Consider the following 14554-nt stretch of genomic DNA (forward strand, 5'->3'; position numbering starts at 1 on the left):
CAAGCGCCTGGAGAACACTGTCACCATGACTGTCATCGCTGCCACGGGAGCGTTGCCCAGCATCTCTACGCTGGGATCGGCCAATACCCTTAGCGTGGCCAACACTACGGCCCGCGCCCCGGTCACCATCATTTCCGCCAACCCGCCTGCCTCGACGTCGGTTTCGTTGAACCAGGCGGCTTCGGCGTCCAACGTCTTGGTCTATACCCCAGAGGGCACAGTCACGCCCTCAGGCGTCGCGGTCTGGGAACGGGATGCAACGGACGCCATTTCCGAGGTGATGTCCCGCAACACGCTGTCCCGCACCTGGGGAGGCGCTTTCGACGATGTGGGCGCCGCGCTGCTCAACCGTTTTGCGGCGAGTGGCAGTAATTTCAGCCAGTCGGTGCTGTTTCCCCGAACGGAAGCGCAAACGCAGGGTGTGTCCAATCTTGCGCTGCAAACGCAATTGCACATGCAGGCGGACAACGCCGTATCGTTGCGCATCACCACGGCCAGCGGAGTCAAGGTTGACATCACGCTGGGGCGCAGCGCCGAAGGCATGGCAGCGCAGATCAACGTTGAAGACGGCACGCTGACCGAGACCGAACGCAACGCAATCGCTTCGCTCTCCGGAGCGTTCCAGGATGCGCTGGACGGGTTGGCCGAGGTGCCGCCGCGTCTGGCTATTGCCGGTTTGTCCAAGGTGGACCCGTCGGTGCTGTCGTCAGTGAACCTGCGTGCGACCAGCCAGACCAACGGCGTGGCTTCCCAGACAATCGAGTTTCAATCCGACAGCAAGCAAAGATCCATCACGATCACGGGGCCCTCAGGCGTCGCGAAGGTGGATGTCGACGTCACCCAGCCCAACACATTCGGTTCGGCCGCGCAGCAGGCAGCGGCGGTCAGCAAGTACTTGCAGCAATTCGATAGCGCGCGCCGCCGGGGCAATGGCGACGAAGCGCTGGTCGACCTGTTCAAGGGTGCGTTCTCGGCGTTGCACAGCAGTTACGGGCCGGCTGCCGCACCGGTGTCGGAAGGCATTGGCCAGACCGTGCGCGCATCGGCTACGGACTTGAGCCGCAGCATGTTGTCTGGATTGGCGGATTTTTCGGCGTCGGTGAGCCAGACGGCTCAGAAGATCAATCCCCTCCGGCAGGATGAAATCGACGGCTTCTCGTACCAGGTGTCGCAGGACAGCAGTGTGAGCGGCAGCACCCGATGGGATATGTCTGTGACGCAGGTCCAGAAGTCGGCGCTTGCGGCCAGCTTCCATAAGTCGCTGGTGCCCAATGTGGCGCTGGATCTGACCAAGGAAAAAGAATCGCAGAACTACCAGTACTTCCAGATCAACGACACCACCAGCAGCCAGACCGATATACGCTACGAACGCGGCGAACTGGCCAAGGCAACCTTCAGCCAGTCCTCCAATCTGTCCACACAGGTCACGAAGTTCCTGCTGGGCAAAGAGGTCGAGAAGACGTTCATGCCCTCGTCTGACACGAGCACTCGCGATATGCTGTCGCTGGTGCGCGCCGCCCGGTTGGATGAATCCACCAAGGACATCGTTGAGCCGCGGGATCAGGTCAACGAAATCCTGCGCCGCAGGCTCGAAGAACTGGCAAGCTCGGTGGCGGATTTGCGTAATCGCTGAACCGGATTGGCGTTATAAGAGAGGCCGCCACCGCTCCGGTCGCGGCTTTTTTTTCTTCTGAAGACATGAATATTCTCTACCGATCGGCACTACCCGGCGACGCGCAGGCGTGTATCGCCCTAAGAACCAGGACTCGCGAAAACGCGGTTACGGAAACGGAACTGGCGGATGCCGGCATCACGGCCCAGACGTGGGGCGCGGGGATCGAAGAAGGGCTGTACCCGGGTTTTGTCGCGATGGCTGATGGAAAACTGGCGGGCTATTGCTTTGGACACCGGGACACCGGAGAAATCGTTGTGCTGGCCCTGTTGCCCGAATACGAAGGGCAGGGCGTCGGCAAGACGGTTTTAAACATGGCGGCTGACACACTCCGCACTCTCGGCCACTCGCGGCTGTTTCTGGGCTGCGCGACGGACCCCGCCGTGCGGTCCTACGGGTTCTACCGGCATCTGGGCTGGCGCTCAACGGGTACGTTCGACGCGGCGGGTGACGAGGTGCTTGAATATATTTTCTAGAGCAGGGCATCAGGCGCTACAGCTTTTGCTCCAACGTCGCTTTCATGCGCACCATGCTTTCCTGGCTGACCTGGATCAAGCCGCTGGCTGGCTGATCGATGTCGACAATAAACGTCAGCACCAGCGAGATCAGCGCCGCAAACAATCCCGTTGAGACCAGCCGCCTGCGCCCGTACAGACCCGTGCCATAGGCGATGAACGCGACGGACCCCATGCTGACGATGAACAGCAGATAAAAGACTGGCTCGGGAACATGGTTTTCCAACGCGACGCGCCGTTTTTCGTTGACCTGCGCCATCTCGTTGATCGCCTGGATGAACATGATGGTCGAGATCGACGGCGGATTGTCGGCGGTGGAAGCCGCCAGGGCGCGGATCTGACGTTCGATGCGCCTTGCGGTGGCGTTGGCGGCGTCGAATCGAGGCGTGTCGTTATCGGCATGGTGAAATTCCAGCGCCGCCGCCGTGTAGTCCAGCAACAGTCGCGCGATTTCGTCGCGGACGGCCGGCGCAATCAGTTGCGAGCGCCAGTAGGCATTGCCAATGGCATTGGCCTCTTCCAGCACCAGATTCTTGCGTGTCTCGAACCGGGTAACCGACATGGCGAAGGTAAAGCCCAACAGCAACGCGAGCAGCCCGAGCAGAGCGGTCTGCAATGCCGTGATATGCGTCTTGTGCGCTTCATCGGCAGGCTTGCGCTGCTTGCGGCCCAGCCGGAAACACAGCTCGATGATCACCAGAAAGACGATGACACCGACGACGAAAAGCAAGGACTCGTCCAGATTCCTAAGCATGGCGTCTCCATTGGCGGATCAATCAGCGTATGCCGATAGCGGGGCGGCGGCAAGCGGCCGGATATCGGGAATTCTCCCTAGACCTTGTGTGCCCGCAGCCTGCACCGCAGGGCCAAACGAGCGATTCCTGTCAGCAAAACGCCAACATCTTGGAGTAAGGTGTCGAATCCTCTCTAAGACCCCGCACGGAGCAGAACTTGAAAACCCGCAAACTCGGCCGTACCGACCTGGAAGTCAGCCTGATTGGATTGGGCACCATGACCTGGGGCGAACAGAACACCGAGGCCGACGCTCACCAACAACTGGACTACGCGCTGTCGCGCGGCGTCAATCTGGTCGATGTGGCCGAGATGTACCCGGTGCCGCCCAAGCCCGAAACGCAAGGCCTGACCGAAACCTATATCGGCACGTGGCTCGCGCGCAGCAAGCGCCGCCAGGACATCGTGCTGGCCAGCAAGGTCGCCGGCCCGGTGCGTGACCCCAAACGTCCTGGCCACATCCGCGACGGCAAGACCTTCCTGGATCGCAAGAATCTGACGCAGGCTCTGGACGCCAGCCTGAAGCGCCTGCAAACGGACTATCTGGACCTGTACCAACTGCACTGGCCGGACCGGACCACAGCCACTTTCGGCCAGTTGAACTATCCCTGGGTTGAAGACGAGCACACCGTGCCGATCGAAGAGACCCTGTCGGTATTGCAGGATTTCGTGAAGGCGGGCAAGGTGCGCCACGTGGGCGTTTCGAATGAAACGCCGTGGGGCGTCAGCCAGTTCCTGCGCCACGCCGAAAACCAGAACCTGCCGCGCATTGCTTCGATCCAGAACGCCTATAGCCTGTTGAACCGTGTGTTCGAAATCGGCCTGTCGGAATTCACCCATCACGAAGGCGTGGGCCTGCTGGCTTACTCGCCCTTGGGCATGGGCATGCTTTGCGGCAAGTACCTGGACGGCGCCCGCCCCGAAGGCGCACGGCTGACCCGCTACACGCGCTTCACGCGCTACAGCAATCCGCAAGCTGAAGCCGCGACCATCGAGTACGTGGCGCTGGCCCGCGCGCATGGCATCTCGCCCACGCATCTGGCGTTGGCGTGGGTGAATCAGCGTCCGTTCGTGACCAGCAACCTGATCGGCGCGACGACGCTGGACCAGCTGAAAGAGAACATCGATAGCGTGGACGTGACCCTGTCGCCCGATGTGCTGAAAGCGATTGACGAGATCCACGTGCGTCACCCCAACCCGGCACCCTGACCCCGCCGTCTGCGGCGGCAAGCCAACCCAAGCCCGTGATGCGCAGCAATGCCTCACGGGCTTTTTCCTGTTTGCGATGCGTATACCATTAGGGGCCTGATTCCCACTCCGCCCTGGCCTTCATGCGCAAAATGCTGGCATTCCTGTTTCTGTCTGCACTGGCCGTCCTGCTGTCAGGCTGCGCGTCCACCAAGACCTACACCGAAGACGTGTCCACGCTGATGGTGTCGTCGGACAGCAAGACCTTTGCCGTGCTGGGGCCGCAGTACCACTACCTGTTCGACATGCCGCCGGCGATGGCGCAGTCGTTGACGTCGGATTTCAGGATGCGGCTGACGGCAGTGATCTTGCGCGAATTTCACGTGGGCGCGGACGGATTCACATGGGGATATGTGCGTCTGCAACTGACGGACGATGCAACGGACCAGGATCGCGCGCAGGCTCACGCCCTGCATTTTCAGACGACGAAAGAAGGGCTCGTCTACTACACGCATCATCTGAAAGGAAAACGCTATCTGGCGCGTCCCGGCACGCCCAGCCCGGCCCAGGTGCAACAGACAGGGCAGGGCAGGCAGACCACGCTGGACCAGGCCTATCGTGTGCCGGTGCTTGATTCGCAAAGCAGCGCCGACGTCATGAGGCTGCTGTCGCCCGTTACTTTCCTGGCTGGAACGGGTTTTGTGGTGGCCAATCCGGCGGTGGTGTTGTTTGCATTGCCCGTGGCAGGGTTGAAGCCTTAGCCGTAGCGGAAACGTCCCAGAGCCGGTCGGGCGCATAGTCCTGCTGTTCGCCTTTTTTGGCATACCCCAGAGGGTTGGCCACAACGCGGCAGCCGTCCTTCATGTAGTCCTGCGCGCAATGCAAGTGGCCGTGCATCCACACATCGGCCAAGGGCAGCAGCGCATCCAGGTTGCTGCAGAACCCTGCGGTGCCCGGTGTGACACCGTAGCGCGGATCGGCGCTGGCCAGCGTCGGGGCGAAGTGGGTGATGGCGACGGTGGGGCCATCAAACGGCACGCGCAGGGCGGCGTCCAGCCATTGCTGGCAGAGCAGGCCTTGTTCGCGCATCTGTTCGGCCATGAAGGGCGCGCCGTGGCGGCGCATCTCGGCCTTTTCCAAATAGAAATCAGCCGCGCGAAACGCCTTGGCGCGTTTTTTCAGGGCTACGCCGAGCGTATCGCCGTCGGCAGCCAGCGCATCGAAGTCTGTCCAAAGCGTGGTGCCAATCAAGCGCACGCCGTCCATGACACAGGTCTCGCGTTCCAGCCATTGGATATCCAGCGCTTGGCACAAGTCATAAAGCCGCGCGTGCGCCTCGTCGAAATCCAGGTTGTCGTATTCGTGGTTGCCGGGGACGAACACGACCGGCGTGGGCCAGCCGTGGCGCGGCGAATAGTGGCTCAGGCCGAAGTCGGTTCCCGTCAACCTGGAACCCTGGCGGTATGAACCGATGTCCCCCGCCAGCACCAGCAGATCGGCGCCAGGCGTGGGTTGAGCCAGAAACGACGGATCGGTTTCCAGGTGCAGGTCAGAGAGCAATTGGATCTTCATAAGCCGTATCTTAGGCGAGGTTGCGGGCGCCCATAGGTTCACTGGGTGGACTGAATCAGCCCTCGGGCCGCTGCGCCGCCATGCGCATTCATGCGACACTTTCCCATCGAGTCCCATTCACTGACACCCCGGAGGAACGCTTATGCGTATTGCGATCGCCACGGTTGCAGCCCTGGTCCTGACGGCTGGCGTGCAGGCGCAACCCTTGAATTGCACCAATGCCACGACGCAAACCGACATGAACCTGTGCGCCGACCAGGCTTACAGAAAGTCCGACGCCGACTTGAATGCCGCGTACAAAGACGTCACCGAGCGTCTGAAGAGCGACAAGGCCGCGTCGACCCAACTGGCGGCCGCTCAAAAGGCATGGCTGTTTTTTCGCGATGCGGAATGCGCTTTTTCGTCCAGCGGCACAACGGGGGGCAGCGTCTACCCCATGGTATTGAGTCAATGCCTAGACAAACTGACGCAAGCCCGCACCAAGGAACTGCGCGCCTATCTGAAGTGCGAAGAAGGCGACATGAGCTGCCCGGTCCCCGGCAAGCAATGACGGCAATTCAAGACGCGCCGGGCGCGAACATCATCCGCTCGGGTCTGGTCCACGATGATCACGGGGTAGCGCGCTGCTTCTGGCAGCCATCCATGCCCGCCTATCACGATCACGAGTGGGGGCGTCCGGTGCCGGATGACCGCCGCCTGTACGAAAAGATCTGCCTCGAAGGCTTCCAGGCGGGGATGGCGTGGATCACCATCCTGCGCAAGCGCGAGGCTTTCCGCGAGGCCTTTGACGATTTTGATGTTGAACGGGTGGCGCGCTACACGGATCAGGACGTGGAACGGCTGATGGGCAATCCCGGTATTGTGCGCAACCGCGCCAAGATCCTGTCCACGATCAATAACGCGCGGCGCGCCATTGCGCTAGCCGAGGAAACAGGTTCCTTGGCCGGATGGCTATGGAAGCACGAGCCCGCGCCCAACGAACGGCCCGCAGTGGTGGATCTGGATTACTGGAACAACAACCCGACCTCAGCGGCGTCGGCCAGCCTGTCAAAAGCGTTGAAAAAACGCGGCTGGACGTTTGTGGGTCCGACGACCATGTACGCGTTCATGCAGGCGGTAGGCATGGTCAATGACCACATGAGCGGCTGCGTCTGTCACGCCGCCATCGATGCCGCGCGTGCGGCATTCAAACGTCCGGTCTAGGTCTGGCGCATCAACGGCGCGTGGCCAGCCCGTCAAACGTGGTGGCAATCAGGTATTCGACGATCTCGTCATCCTGAAACGCGCCGCCCATCTTCAGAAAGTTGCCGACCGGGTCGCAGGACCGCGCGTAGATGGTGTAGAGGATCACTTCACCCGGCAATGCGGCTGACAGTTCGCCGGCTTCTTGCGCCGCCATGATCCATCCGCCCAGCGTTTCTGTGACCTGGCTCAGGCGCTCCAGATAGGGCGTGTGGGTGATCAGCGCCTGCTGGATGGTGGATCGCGTGGACGGCAGCAGCGGCATTTCGTCTTGCAGATGCGTCCTGACGGCCCAGCGCACCACTTCTTTCAGGCGGTCTACGGGTCCCAAGCCGTCAGGCAGCGCGGCGATCACCGCAAGCGTGCTGTCCAGCAGACGCGTCATGGACGCGGCGGCCAGGGCGTCTTTGGACGCGAAGTGCTTGTACAGGCTGGCTTTGGAGATCCCTACGTCGGCCGCGACTTCGTCCATCGTCATCAGGTCATAGCCTTTCACGGCCAACAGCCGGTTGACTGAATCCAGGATGGCGTCTTCGCGCAGCAGCAGTTGCTGTTGTTTGAACGACAGTTTTTTAGCGGGGGCGGCAGCGGGCATCGGAGTAGGGGACAGACCAAGTAGACACGAATTTACCTGCATAGTCTAAATCTAAACTGAGTAGTATTTTTTTAAACTTGGTGGTTTAATCGTGACTAGTCGGTTCACACTCAGGCGGCACGATGACCACCCTCATGTCGAATTCTTCAGAAGCCGCTTTGCCCGCAGCGCTGCTGGATGCCCATCCGGCGCAATGGCGGCTGGTGGGCAAAGGCTTATTCACGTGGAGCGTGTTTCGGCTGTATCACGCCTATCTGTACGCCCCGGCGGCGTCCGCCAGTACGCCATTCAATCTGGATGGCGACTTCGCGCTGATGCTGCGGTACCTGCGCAATATCCCGGGCGAACAAATCGTGACCACCTCCACGCAGGAAATTGCGCGCCTGACCGACACCTCTACTGCCAGCTTGGCCGAGTGGACAGAATCCATGACGCGCATCTTTCCCGATGTGGCGTCGGGAGATCGTCTGACCGGCTTGTTTCTACGCGGACAAGGCGTGGGCTTCTACAGCGGCGACACGCTGGCAGGCGAGATCGATAGCCCAGCCTTTGCGCGCGCCTTCGCCGCCATCTGGCTGGACCCGCGCACGCGCAGCCCCGCGTTGCGCGCTGGCTTGCTGGGTCTTTGACAGCCGGACCCGCCATGACCTCCACATCCTTCCAAGCAGCTCCGGGCAGCCGCATTGCGGTCGTTGGCGGCGGGGTGGCCGGATTAAGCGCTGCCTGGCTGCTGTCGCAAAAGTACGCCGTCACCCTGTTCGAAGCGGGCAACTACGTTGGCGGCCACACCAACACGGTCGATGCCGTCGTGGATGGCATCAGCCACCCGGTCGACACCGGTTTTCTGGTGCATAACGACCTGACTTATCCTCACCTGGTGAAGCTGCTTGAGCACCTGGATATTCCGGTGCATGCCAGCGACATGACGTTTAGCGTGTCGCTGACGCAGCCCGATCTGGAGTGGGCGGGCGCCAACCTCGGCACGGTCTTCGCGCAACGCCGTAATCTGCTGCGGCCGGCGTTCCTGGGCATGCTTCGCGACATTCTTCGATTCAACCGCAGCGCGGCAGCTTATCTGGCGCGGTCCGGCCCGTATGCGCTACTGGGCGACTTGCTGGACGATGAAGGTTATGGCCAGGCCATGCGTGATTGGTATCTGCTGCCCATGGCTGGCGCGATCTGGTCCACGCCGCCAAGTATGGTGCTGGCCCAACCTGCTCGCACGTTCTTGTCGTTTTGCTTGAATCATCGCCTGCTACAGGTAGCGGGCCGTCCGCAATGGAAGACGGTCAGCGGCGGTGCACGGCAGTATGTTGACGCGATGTTGCCGCGCATTGCAGATGTGCGTGTCGCCAGTCCCGTCCACACCGTCAAACGCCTGGCCGATGGCGTAGAAGTGCGCAGTTCCGGCCGCGTCGATCAGTTTGATGCCGTGGTGCTGGCCTGCCACGCACCTACCTCCTTAGCGATCCTGGACGCATCCGAAGACGAGCGCGAGGTGTTGTCCCGGGTGCGCTACCAGCCCAATGTGGCGGTGCTGCATACCGATACCGCCTTGCTGCCGCGCCGCCGCGCCGTGTGGTCAGCCTGGAACTATCTGGCTGGCCCAACGGCGGACGCGCCCATGTCGGTCAGCTACCTGCTCAACGTGCTGCAACCGCTGCCGTTCAAGCGGCCTGTCATCGTCACGCTGAACCCGCAAACCGATCCGGCGGAAGGTCTGGTGTTGGGCCGCTATGAATACGAACATCCCATCCTGGATGCTGAGGCCGTAGAAGCGCAACGCCGCTTGGGCGGCATTCAAGGCCGGGCGCGTGCGTGGTTTTGCGGCGCCTGGACGGGCTATGGCTTTCACGAGGACGGACTGGCGTCTGCGATACGCATCGCGGCCGATTTCGGGGTGACGCCGCCGTGGAGTCTGCCGTCATGAGCGCCGCGCTGATTCAGTTGGCCCGCGCCCAGGTCGTGCACGCCCGCACTCGGCCGGTGGCGCGCCGTTTCGCGTACCCGGTGTTCTGCCTGCGTCTGCGTATCGATCAGTGTGCGCAGTTCGATGGCAAGGCGTCCTGGCTGTTCGGCGTGAATCGCCGCCGCCCCGTTGCCTTTCATTTTGCGGATCATGGCGCTCGCACGGGTGGCGATCTGATGGATTGGCTCCAGTCTCGCCTGCAAACCGCCGGGATCAGCATGAAGGTGGGCGCGGTGTGGCTGCAATGTTTTCCGCGCGTGTTCGGCTACGTTTTTAACCCCGTCAGCTTTTGGTATGTGTACGACACGGACGGCGTGTTGCGTGTGTTGGTGGCCGAAGTCAACAACACGTTCGGCGAACGCCACCAATACGTATTGCGCGCCGCCGACGGTGGCGAGATCCATGCCGGCCAGGTGCTGCAAAGCGCCAAAGTGTTCCATGTGTCTCCGTTCTGCCGCACGGTGGGCGAATACCGCTACCGCGTGGAAGAACGCGGCAATGCGCATCGCGTCGCCATTGACTACTACGACGATCCCACGTTGGAGCAAGCGGTGCTGCATACGTCGATCAGTTGTACCAGTGCGCCGCTGACCACAGGCGGATTGCTGCGGGCTCTGGCCGCCATGCCCTTCATGACGATAGGCGTCATGGTGCGCATCCATCTGCAAGCCATGCGTCTGTTCTTGCGGCGCGTGCCATTTCATCGCAAACCTGCCCCTCCCCTGTCTGAGGTGTCCTACCACCGCAAGGGCCATGATGAGTTATGACGAATTAAGCGCCGATCGCGCATGCGCCCAACCCACTTGGGCAGCTCGCTGGTTCATCGGCGCGTTGAGCCGCTTGCAGGTGGGTACGCTCGCCCTGACTGACCCCCTGGGCGGGCAGGTGCTGTATGGGGCGGCTGGCGGCGGCCCGCATGCCGAGTTGGTCATGCGCGATTGGCGAGCTGCGGGCGCCATCCTGCGGCAAGGCGACATCGGGTTTGCCGACAGCTTGCGCCGCGGCTGGGTCGATAGCCCCGATTTACTGGCCTTGTTCACGTTGGCATTACGAAACGAAGCCGCACTCTCGCACGCGGTCGATGGCAAATGGTGGGCCTTGCTTGCGCGGCGGTTGTCGCATCTGCTGTTGCGCGACAACTCCCGCAAGGGCAGCCGCCGCAATATCTTGCAGCATTACGACTTGGGCAATGAGTTCTACCGGCTCTGGCTTGATCCGTCGATGAGCTATTCAGCGGCGCTGTTCGGCGAAGACCGCTCGGAACCGCTGGAAGCCGCGCAACACCGCAAGTACGACCGTTTGTTGGATGCGTTGGGGGCGGTGCCGGGGCAGCATGTGCTGGAAATTGGCTGCGGCTGGGGCGGCTTTGCAGAACGCGCGGCACAACGAGGCCTGCATGTGCATGGCATTACGCTGTCTGATGCGCAGCTGGAATGGGCTCGCGCACGCATGCAGCGGCAAGGCCTGGGGGACCGCGTCAAACTCGAACTGCGCGACTATCGCGACCTGGGGCATGCCCAATACGACCACATCGTATCGATCGAAATGGTAGAGGCGGTGGGCGAGCGCCGCTGGCCCTTGTACTTCGAAACACTGGCTCGCTGCTTGCGGCCTGGCGGTCGTATCGGACTGCAATCCATCGACATTGCCGACGCGCACTTCGACGCCTATCGGCGTGGCACGGATTTCATACAGCAATACATCTTTCCGGGCGGCATGCTGCCGTGTCCGCGCGTGATTCAAGCGCAGGCAGGGCTGGCGGGCCTCTCGGTGGTCAATCAATACCCCTTCGGCCTGGACTATGCCGACACGCTGCTGCGCTGGCGCCTCGCGTTTGAAGAGAACCTTGGCGCTGTGCGCGCCCAGGGTTTCGATGAAGCCTTTGTCCGGTTGTGGCGTATGTACCTGACCTATTGCGAGGCGGGTTTCAGGGAAGGCCGCACTGACGTCAGGCATTGGGTGTTGGAGTGAACCCGGAAGCGCCATGATCTGGAAAATGAATCCTCCGGTTGCCAACTGGACCGATCGGCGTGTGTGGCTGATCGGCGCCTCCAGCGGTATCGGCGAGGCGCTTGCCCGGGCGCTGCTGGATCGTGGCGCACGCGTTGTCTTGTCGGCGCGGCGGGTATCCGCGCTGAATCAAGTGGCAGGCGGGCATCCGCGGGCGGCTGTTGTGCCGGTGGATGCCGCCAGCGCAGACGTGTGGTCCCAGGCCACGCTGGCGGCCGAGCAGGCGTTTGGCGGTCTGGACCTGGTGATCTTTGCCGCCGCCCGTTACGACCCCGCGCAAAGCGCGGATTTCGATCCGGCCTTGGCGCAAAAGAGTTTTGACCTGAATGTGGTGGCCATCTACCGCTGTCTGGCTGAAGTGGTGCCGCGGCTGGTGCGCCAGCAGCATGGCGGTGTTGCACTGGTAGGCAGCATTTCGGGCTATACCGGCTTGCCCAAGGCCATGATCTACGGAGCCACCAAGGCCGCGCTGATCCACCTTGCCGAATCACTGTATTTTGATCTGGCGCCGCGCAAAGTGTCGGTCTACTTGATCAACCCTGGTTTTGTGGCGACGCCGATGACGGCCAAGAATGACTTTCCAATGCCTGGTCTGATGACGCCTGAAGATGCAGCGAAGGCAATTTTGCGCGGTATGGAAAAGGGCCGTTTTGAGATTCGCTTTCCGCGTGGCGTAGCGGGCGCGTTGCGATTTCTGAGCCGCCTGCCGCACGCCATCCGCTTTCGGCTTTTGCACTGGGGGACCGGCCTGTGATCGAACGCTTCCACGACATTGCTGCATGGTTTGAAGCGCTGACGCCGCAAACATTGAACAGCGCTGGTTTGATCTATGCGGACAGTGCGCACTTTGCAGATCCGTTCAACGATGTGCACGGTCTGCCGGCGATCGTTCGCATCTATGCGCATATGTTCCAGAACTTGGATCAGCCCCGGTTTCACATCGCGCGCCAGGTGGTGCAGGGCGCGGATGCGTTCTTGGTCTGGCGCTTTACTGGCACGTTGCGCGGCCGCCCGTTCGCGATCGACGGTGCAAGCGCATTGACCCTGGACGCGCAAGGCCTGATTGCCGATCACCAGGACTATTGGGACCCGGCGTCGCAGGTCTATGAACGTATTCCGTTGCTCGGAGCCGTGTTGCGCCGTTTGCGGCGCAAGCTGGCGACGCCGGATAGCTAGTCAGGAAAGAGACAAATTAGGGCTTGAATTGGTTGCGGGTCGCAAGTATATTGGTTGCGACCCGCAACTTAAGGCGACCGCCATGGATCTGATCGATTTCCCCACCCAGTCCCGCGAGCAGACCATCCAAGACCTGCGGGAGTTTTCCCGCAAGCTGGTGCGCGAACTCGGCTTCATGCGCACGTCTTTGGCGGGCAGCGAACTTGCGCCATCGGCTGTACACGCCATCATCGAAATCGGTTTGCAGCCGGGCATTCAGGCCCGCGACCTGGCGGTCATTCTCAGGCTGGACAAGTCCAATACCAGCCGGCAGGTCGCCAAGCTGGAGTCGGCGGGATTGTTGACCCGCGAAGCGTCGCCGGAGGACGCGCGGTCAGCCACGCTGACCCTAACCGATGCCGGACTCGCGTTGCGCGGGCAGATCGATCAGTTCGCCACAGATCAGGTGTCGCGCGCGCTGCGCCGGCTGGCGCCGGACGATCAGCAACTGCTGATCCGTTCCATGTCCTTGTATGCCGACGCCCTGTCCCGCGAGAACCCCAACCTTGCCCCTGCGCGCGACGCCACGGGTGTCAATGATCCCATCCACGAGGGTTATGTGCCCGGCTGTATCGGCGATGTGGCCAGCCTGCATGCGCGCTACTACGCGCAAGCCTCGGGCTTTGGCGTGTATTTCGAACGCAAGGTGGCGACCGAGCTGGCTGCGTTTGCCGAGGGGCTGCCTGCCGAAGGCAAAAATATCTGGCTCTATATCGAGGGGGGGAAAACGCTGGCGTCCATTGTGATCGATGGCGATTTGGCTGCCAGCCAGGCGCATTTGCGTTGGTTCATCGTGGATGACTCCCTGCGCGGCATGGGCGTGGGCCGCGCCTTGCTTGACCGCGCGCTGTCGTTTGCCGACACGCATTACCGCGAGACCTACTTGTGGACCTTCAAGGGATTGGATGCCGCCCGCCATTTGTACGAGGCGGCGGGCTTTTCGTTGACCAAGGAATCAGAGGGCAGGCAGTGGGGCAACGTGGTCGTCGAGCAGCGCTTTCTGCGTCATCGTTGAACCAGGCTGACCCGTTGCCGTTCAGATGACGCTGATGCGCAGCTCGGCCAGCAGCGCTGCCGCCTGGGTCTTGGAAATGGTGGCGCCAGCCAGGCGCGCAGCGGCGGTCAGATCGATGCCGTTCAGGTCGACTTCGCGCAAGTCTGCGCCTTCAAAGCGCACGTTCTTCAGGTTGGCGTTGCGCAGGCTGCCGCCATGAAAGACGGTGTCGCGGAAATCGCTGCCGGTCAGGTCAGCATCTGAAAAGTCCAGCTGCATCACGTTCGATTTGCGAAACGACACGCCGCGTAGAAGGGCGCCAACCAGCAGGCATTCTTCCAGGGTCCAGCCCAGGCAGGCAATACTGTCAAAATCGGAACCCGTCAGCTTGCATCCCTGAAAGCGGGCGGCGGCAAGGCGGGCCCGGCGCCAGTTGGCATTGTTCAGATCGCAGTTCTGGAATACGGCGTCGCTGGCGTCCGCCGATGCGAAGTTGGCCTGGCCACCGCGGCAGCGCAGCCAGGTGGTGTCCGCCAGCGTGGCGCCCTGGAACGAGGTATCCGCAATTGCGCAGGCAGTGAACTGCGCGCCACGCAGGTCCAGACGGGAAAAATCGGCGTCCTGAAAGTCGCAGTCCTGGAAGGATAACGGGTTGCCCGCTGCGGCTTCGATCAGTGCCTGCATGGTTTTGCGATCCACATCCTGGCCGGTCACGGTTTCAATCGCTGCTTCTGTCATGCCAAATTTCTCTGTCTGAATCACCCGAAGCCGCGGTGCCAGACATACTGGA

Annotated in this window: 17 protein-coding genes; 13 read left to right on the forward strand and 4 right to left on the reverse strand. The window is 61.8% G+C overall.

Going from position 1 to position 14554, the window contains the following annotated elements:
* Window positions 1–25 precede the first annotated feature (25 nt).
* Window positions 26–1633, forward strand: a complete 1608-nt coding sequence (locus RAS12_RS27445) for a hypothetical protein (protein WP_306943373.1) — start codon at window positions 26–28, stop codon at window positions 1631–1633.
* 65 nt (window positions 1634–1698) lie between these two features.
* The gene (locus RAS12_RS27450) at window positions 1699–2148 is read left to right on the forward strand and encodes a GNAT family N-acetyltransferase (protein WP_306943374.1); all 450 of its coding nucleotides are present in this window, start codon (window positions 1699–1701) and stop codon (window positions 2146–2148) included.
* Between the two features lie 16 nt (window positions 2149–2164).
* Here the strand turns inward: RAS12_RS27450 and RAS12_RS27455 are convergent, their stop codons facing one another.
* Window positions 2165–2941 carry a bestrophin-like domain gene (locus RAS12_RS27455; RefSeq protein WP_306943376.1) on the reverse strand — a complete coding sequence of 259 codons (777 nt, stop codon included), beginning with the start codon at window positions 2939–2941 and terminating at the stop codon, window positions 2165–2167.
* A gap of 197 nt (window positions 2942–3138) precedes the next feature.
* Between RAS12_RS27455 and RAS12_RS27460 the strand changes: the two genes are divergently transcribed.
* Both RAS12_RS27460 and RAS12_RS27465 read left to right on the forward strand, forming a co-directional pair.
* Window positions 3139–4188 carry an NADP(H)-dependent aldo-keto reductase gene (locus RAS12_RS27460; RefSeq protein WP_306943378.1) on the forward strand — a complete coding sequence of 350 codons (1050 nt, stop codon included), beginning with the start codon at window positions 3139–3141 and terminating at the stop codon, window positions 4186–4188.
* Window positions 4189–4310: 122 nt separating this feature from the next.
* Window positions 4311–4928, forward strand: coding sequence for a hypothetical protein (locus tag RAS12_RS27465; RefSeq protein WP_306943380.1), 618 nt, complete (start codon window positions 4311–4313; stop codon window positions 4926–4928).
* Here RAS12_RS27465 and RAS12_RS27470 read toward each other — a convergent pair.
* Window positions 4843–5739 carry a metallophosphoesterase gene (locus RAS12_RS27470; protein ID WP_306943381.1) on the reverse strand — a complete coding sequence of 299 codons (897 nt, stop codon included), beginning with the start codon at window positions 5737–5739 and terminating at the stop codon, window positions 4843–4845. The two genes, RAS12_RS27465 and RAS12_RS27470, sit on opposite strands and share 86 nt — an antisense overlap.
* A gap of 142 nt (window positions 5740–5881) precedes the next feature.
* Between RAS12_RS27470 and RAS12_RS27475 the strand changes: the two genes are divergently transcribed.
* Complete coding sequence (locus tag RAS12_RS27475; protein ID WP_306943383.1) at window positions 5882–6289, forward strand: lysozyme inhibitor LprI family protein; 408 nt, start codon at window positions 5882–5884, stop codon at window positions 6287–6289.
* Entirely contained in the window at window positions 6286–6942 is a 657-nt protein-coding gene (locus tag RAS12_RS27480) for a DNA-3-methyladenine glycosylase I (protein WP_306943385.1), read from the forward strand. The genes RAS12_RS27475 and RAS12_RS27480 overlap by 4 nt, the downstream gene beginning before the upstream one ends.
* 10 nt (window positions 6943–6952) lie before the next feature.
* Here the strand turns inward: RAS12_RS27480 and RAS12_RS27485 are convergent, their stop codons facing one another.
* The gene (locus tag RAS12_RS27485; protein ID WP_306943387.1) at window positions 6953–7576 is read right to left on the reverse strand and encodes a TetR/AcrR family transcriptional regulator; all 624 of its coding nucleotides are present in this window, start codon (window positions 7574–7576) and stop codon (window positions 6953–6955) included.
* Between the two features lie 134 nt (window positions 7577–7710).
* On the opposite strand from RAS12_RS27485, the gene RAS12_RS27490 reads away from it, so the two are divergent.
* The 7 genes from RAS12_RS27490 (at window position 7711) to RAS12_RS27520 (ending at window position 13785) form a co-directional block, all read left to right on the forward strand.
* On the forward strand, window positions 7711–8205 hold the full coding sequence (locus RAS12_RS27490; protein WP_306943389.1) for a chalcone isomerase family protein: 495 nt from the start codon (window positions 7711–7713) through the stop codon (window positions 8203–8205).
* Window positions 8206–8219: 14 nt separating this feature from the next.
* Window positions 8220–9506: an NAD(P)/FAD-dependent oxidoreductase gene (locus tag RAS12_RS27495; RefSeq protein ID WP_306943391.1), complete on the forward strand. Its 1287-nt coding sequence runs from the start codon at window positions 8220–8222 to the stop codon at window positions 9504–9506.
* Window positions 9503–10312: a DUF1365 domain-containing protein gene (locus tag RAS12_RS27500; RefSeq protein ID WP_306943392.1), complete on the forward strand. Its 810-nt coding sequence runs from the start codon at window positions 9503–9505 to the stop codon at window positions 10310–10312. Before RAS12_RS27495 ends, RAS12_RS27500 begins: the two co-directional genes overlap by 4 nt.
* Window positions 10299–11516 (forward strand): SAM-dependent methyltransferase, encoded by a 1218-nt coding sequence (locus RAS12_RS27505; protein WP_306943393.1) that lies wholly within the window; start codon window positions 10299–10301, stop codon window positions 11514–11516. Before RAS12_RS27500 ends, RAS12_RS27505 begins: the two co-directional genes overlap by 14 nt.
* 25 nt (window positions 11517–11541) lie before the next feature.
* Window positions 11542–12309 carry an SDR family NAD(P)-dependent oxidoreductase gene (locus tag RAS12_RS27510; protein ID WP_306943395.1) on the forward strand — a complete coding sequence of 256 codons (768 nt, stop codon included), beginning with the start codon at window positions 11542–11544 and terminating at the stop codon, window positions 12307–12309.
* Window positions 12306–12731 carry a nuclear transport factor 2 family protein gene (locus RAS12_RS27515; protein WP_306943397.1) on the forward strand — a complete coding sequence of 142 codons (426 nt, stop codon included), beginning with the start codon at window positions 12306–12308 and terminating at the stop codon, window positions 12729–12731. The genes RAS12_RS27510 and RAS12_RS27515 overlap by 4 nt, the downstream gene beginning before the upstream one ends.
* 82 nt (window positions 12732–12813) lie before the next feature.
* Complete coding sequence (locus tag RAS12_RS27520; protein WP_306943399.1) at window positions 12814–13785, forward strand: bifunctional helix-turn-helix transcriptional regulator/GNAT family N-acetyltransferase; 972 nt, start codon at window positions 12814–12816, stop codon at window positions 13783–13785.
* Between the two features lie 21 nt (window positions 13786–13806).
* Here the strand turns inward: RAS12_RS27520 and RAS12_RS27525 are convergent, their stop codons facing one another.
* Window positions 13807–14502 carry a pentapeptide repeat-containing protein gene (locus RAS12_RS27525; RefSeq protein WP_306943400.1) on the reverse strand — a complete coding sequence of 232 codons (696 nt, stop codon included), beginning with the start codon at window positions 14500–14502 and terminating at the stop codon, window positions 13807–13809.
* Between the last annotated feature and the right edge of the window lie 52 nt (window positions 14503–14554).

This window comes from Achromobacter seleniivolatilans, from assembly GCF_030864005.1.
Lineage (GTDB): Bacteria > Pseudomonadota > Gammaproteobacteria > Burkholderiales > Burkholderiaceae_B > Achromobacter > Achromobacter seleniivolatilans.

What these genes read in the sequence shown, in the direction of transcription:
- RAS12_RS27445 (WP_306943373.1), top strand. Translation starts at nt 26, where the DNA reads ATGACTGTCATCGCTGCCACGGGAGCGTTGCCCAGCATCTCTACGCTG.
- RAS12_RS27450 (WP_306943374.1), top strand. Translation starts at nt 1,699, where the DNA reads ATGAATATTCTCTACCGATCGGCACTACCCGGCGACGCGCAGGCGTGT.
- RAS12_RS27455 (WP_306943376.1), bottom strand. Translation starts at nt 2,941, where the DNA reads ATGCTTAGGAATCTGGACGAGTCCTTGCTTTTCGTCGTCGGTGTCATC.
- RAS12_RS27465 (WP_306943380.1), top strand. Translation starts at nt 4,311, where the DNA reads ATGCGCAAAATGCTGGCATTCCTGTTTCTGTCTGCACTGGCCGTCCTG.
- RAS12_RS27470 (WP_306943381.1), bottom strand. Translation starts at nt 5,739, where the DNA reads ATGAAGATCCAATTGCTCTCTGACCTGCACCTGGAAACCGATCCGTCG.
- RAS12_RS27475 (WP_306943383.1), top strand. Translation starts at nt 5,882, where the DNA reads ATGCGTATTGCGATCGCCACGGTTGCAGCCCTGGTCCTGACGGCTGGC.
- RAS12_RS27480 (WP_306943385.1), top strand. Translation starts at nt 6,286, where the DNA reads ATGACGGCAATTCAAGACGCGCCGGGCGCGAACATCATCCGCTCGGGT.
- RAS12_RS27485 (WP_306943387.1), bottom strand. Translation starts at nt 7,576, where the DNA reads ATGCCCGCTGCCGCCCCCGCTAAAAAACTGTCGTTCAAACAACAGCAA.
- RAS12_RS27490 (WP_306943389.1), top strand. Translation starts at nt 7,711, where the DNA reads ATGTCGAATTCTTCAGAAGCCGCTTTGCCCGCAGCGCTGCTGGATGCC.
- RAS12_RS27495 (WP_306943391.1), top strand. Translation starts at nt 8,220, where the DNA reads ATGACCTCCACATCCTTCCAAGCAGCTCCGGGCAGCCGCATTGCGGTC.
- RAS12_RS27500 (WP_306943392.1), top strand. Translation starts at nt 9,503, where the DNA reads ATGAGCGCCGCGCTGATTCAGTTGGCCCGCGCCCAGGTCGTGCACGCC.
- RAS12_RS27505 (WP_306943393.1), top strand. Translation starts at nt 10,299, where the DNA reads ATGATGAGTTATGACGAATTAAGCGCCGATCGCGCATGCGCCCAACCC.
- RAS12_RS27510 (WP_306943395.1), top strand. Translation starts at nt 11,542, where the DNA reads ATGAATCCTCCGGTTGCCAACTGGACCGATCGGCGTGTGTGGCTGATC.
- RAS12_RS27520 (WP_306943399.1), top strand. Translation starts at nt 12,814, where the DNA reads ATGGATCTGATCGATTTCCCCACCCAGTCCCGCGAGCAGACCATCCAA.
- RAS12_RS27525 (WP_306943400.1), bottom strand. Translation starts at nt 14,502, where the DNA reads ATGACAGAAGCAGCGATTGAAACCGTGACCGGCCAGGATGTGGATCGC.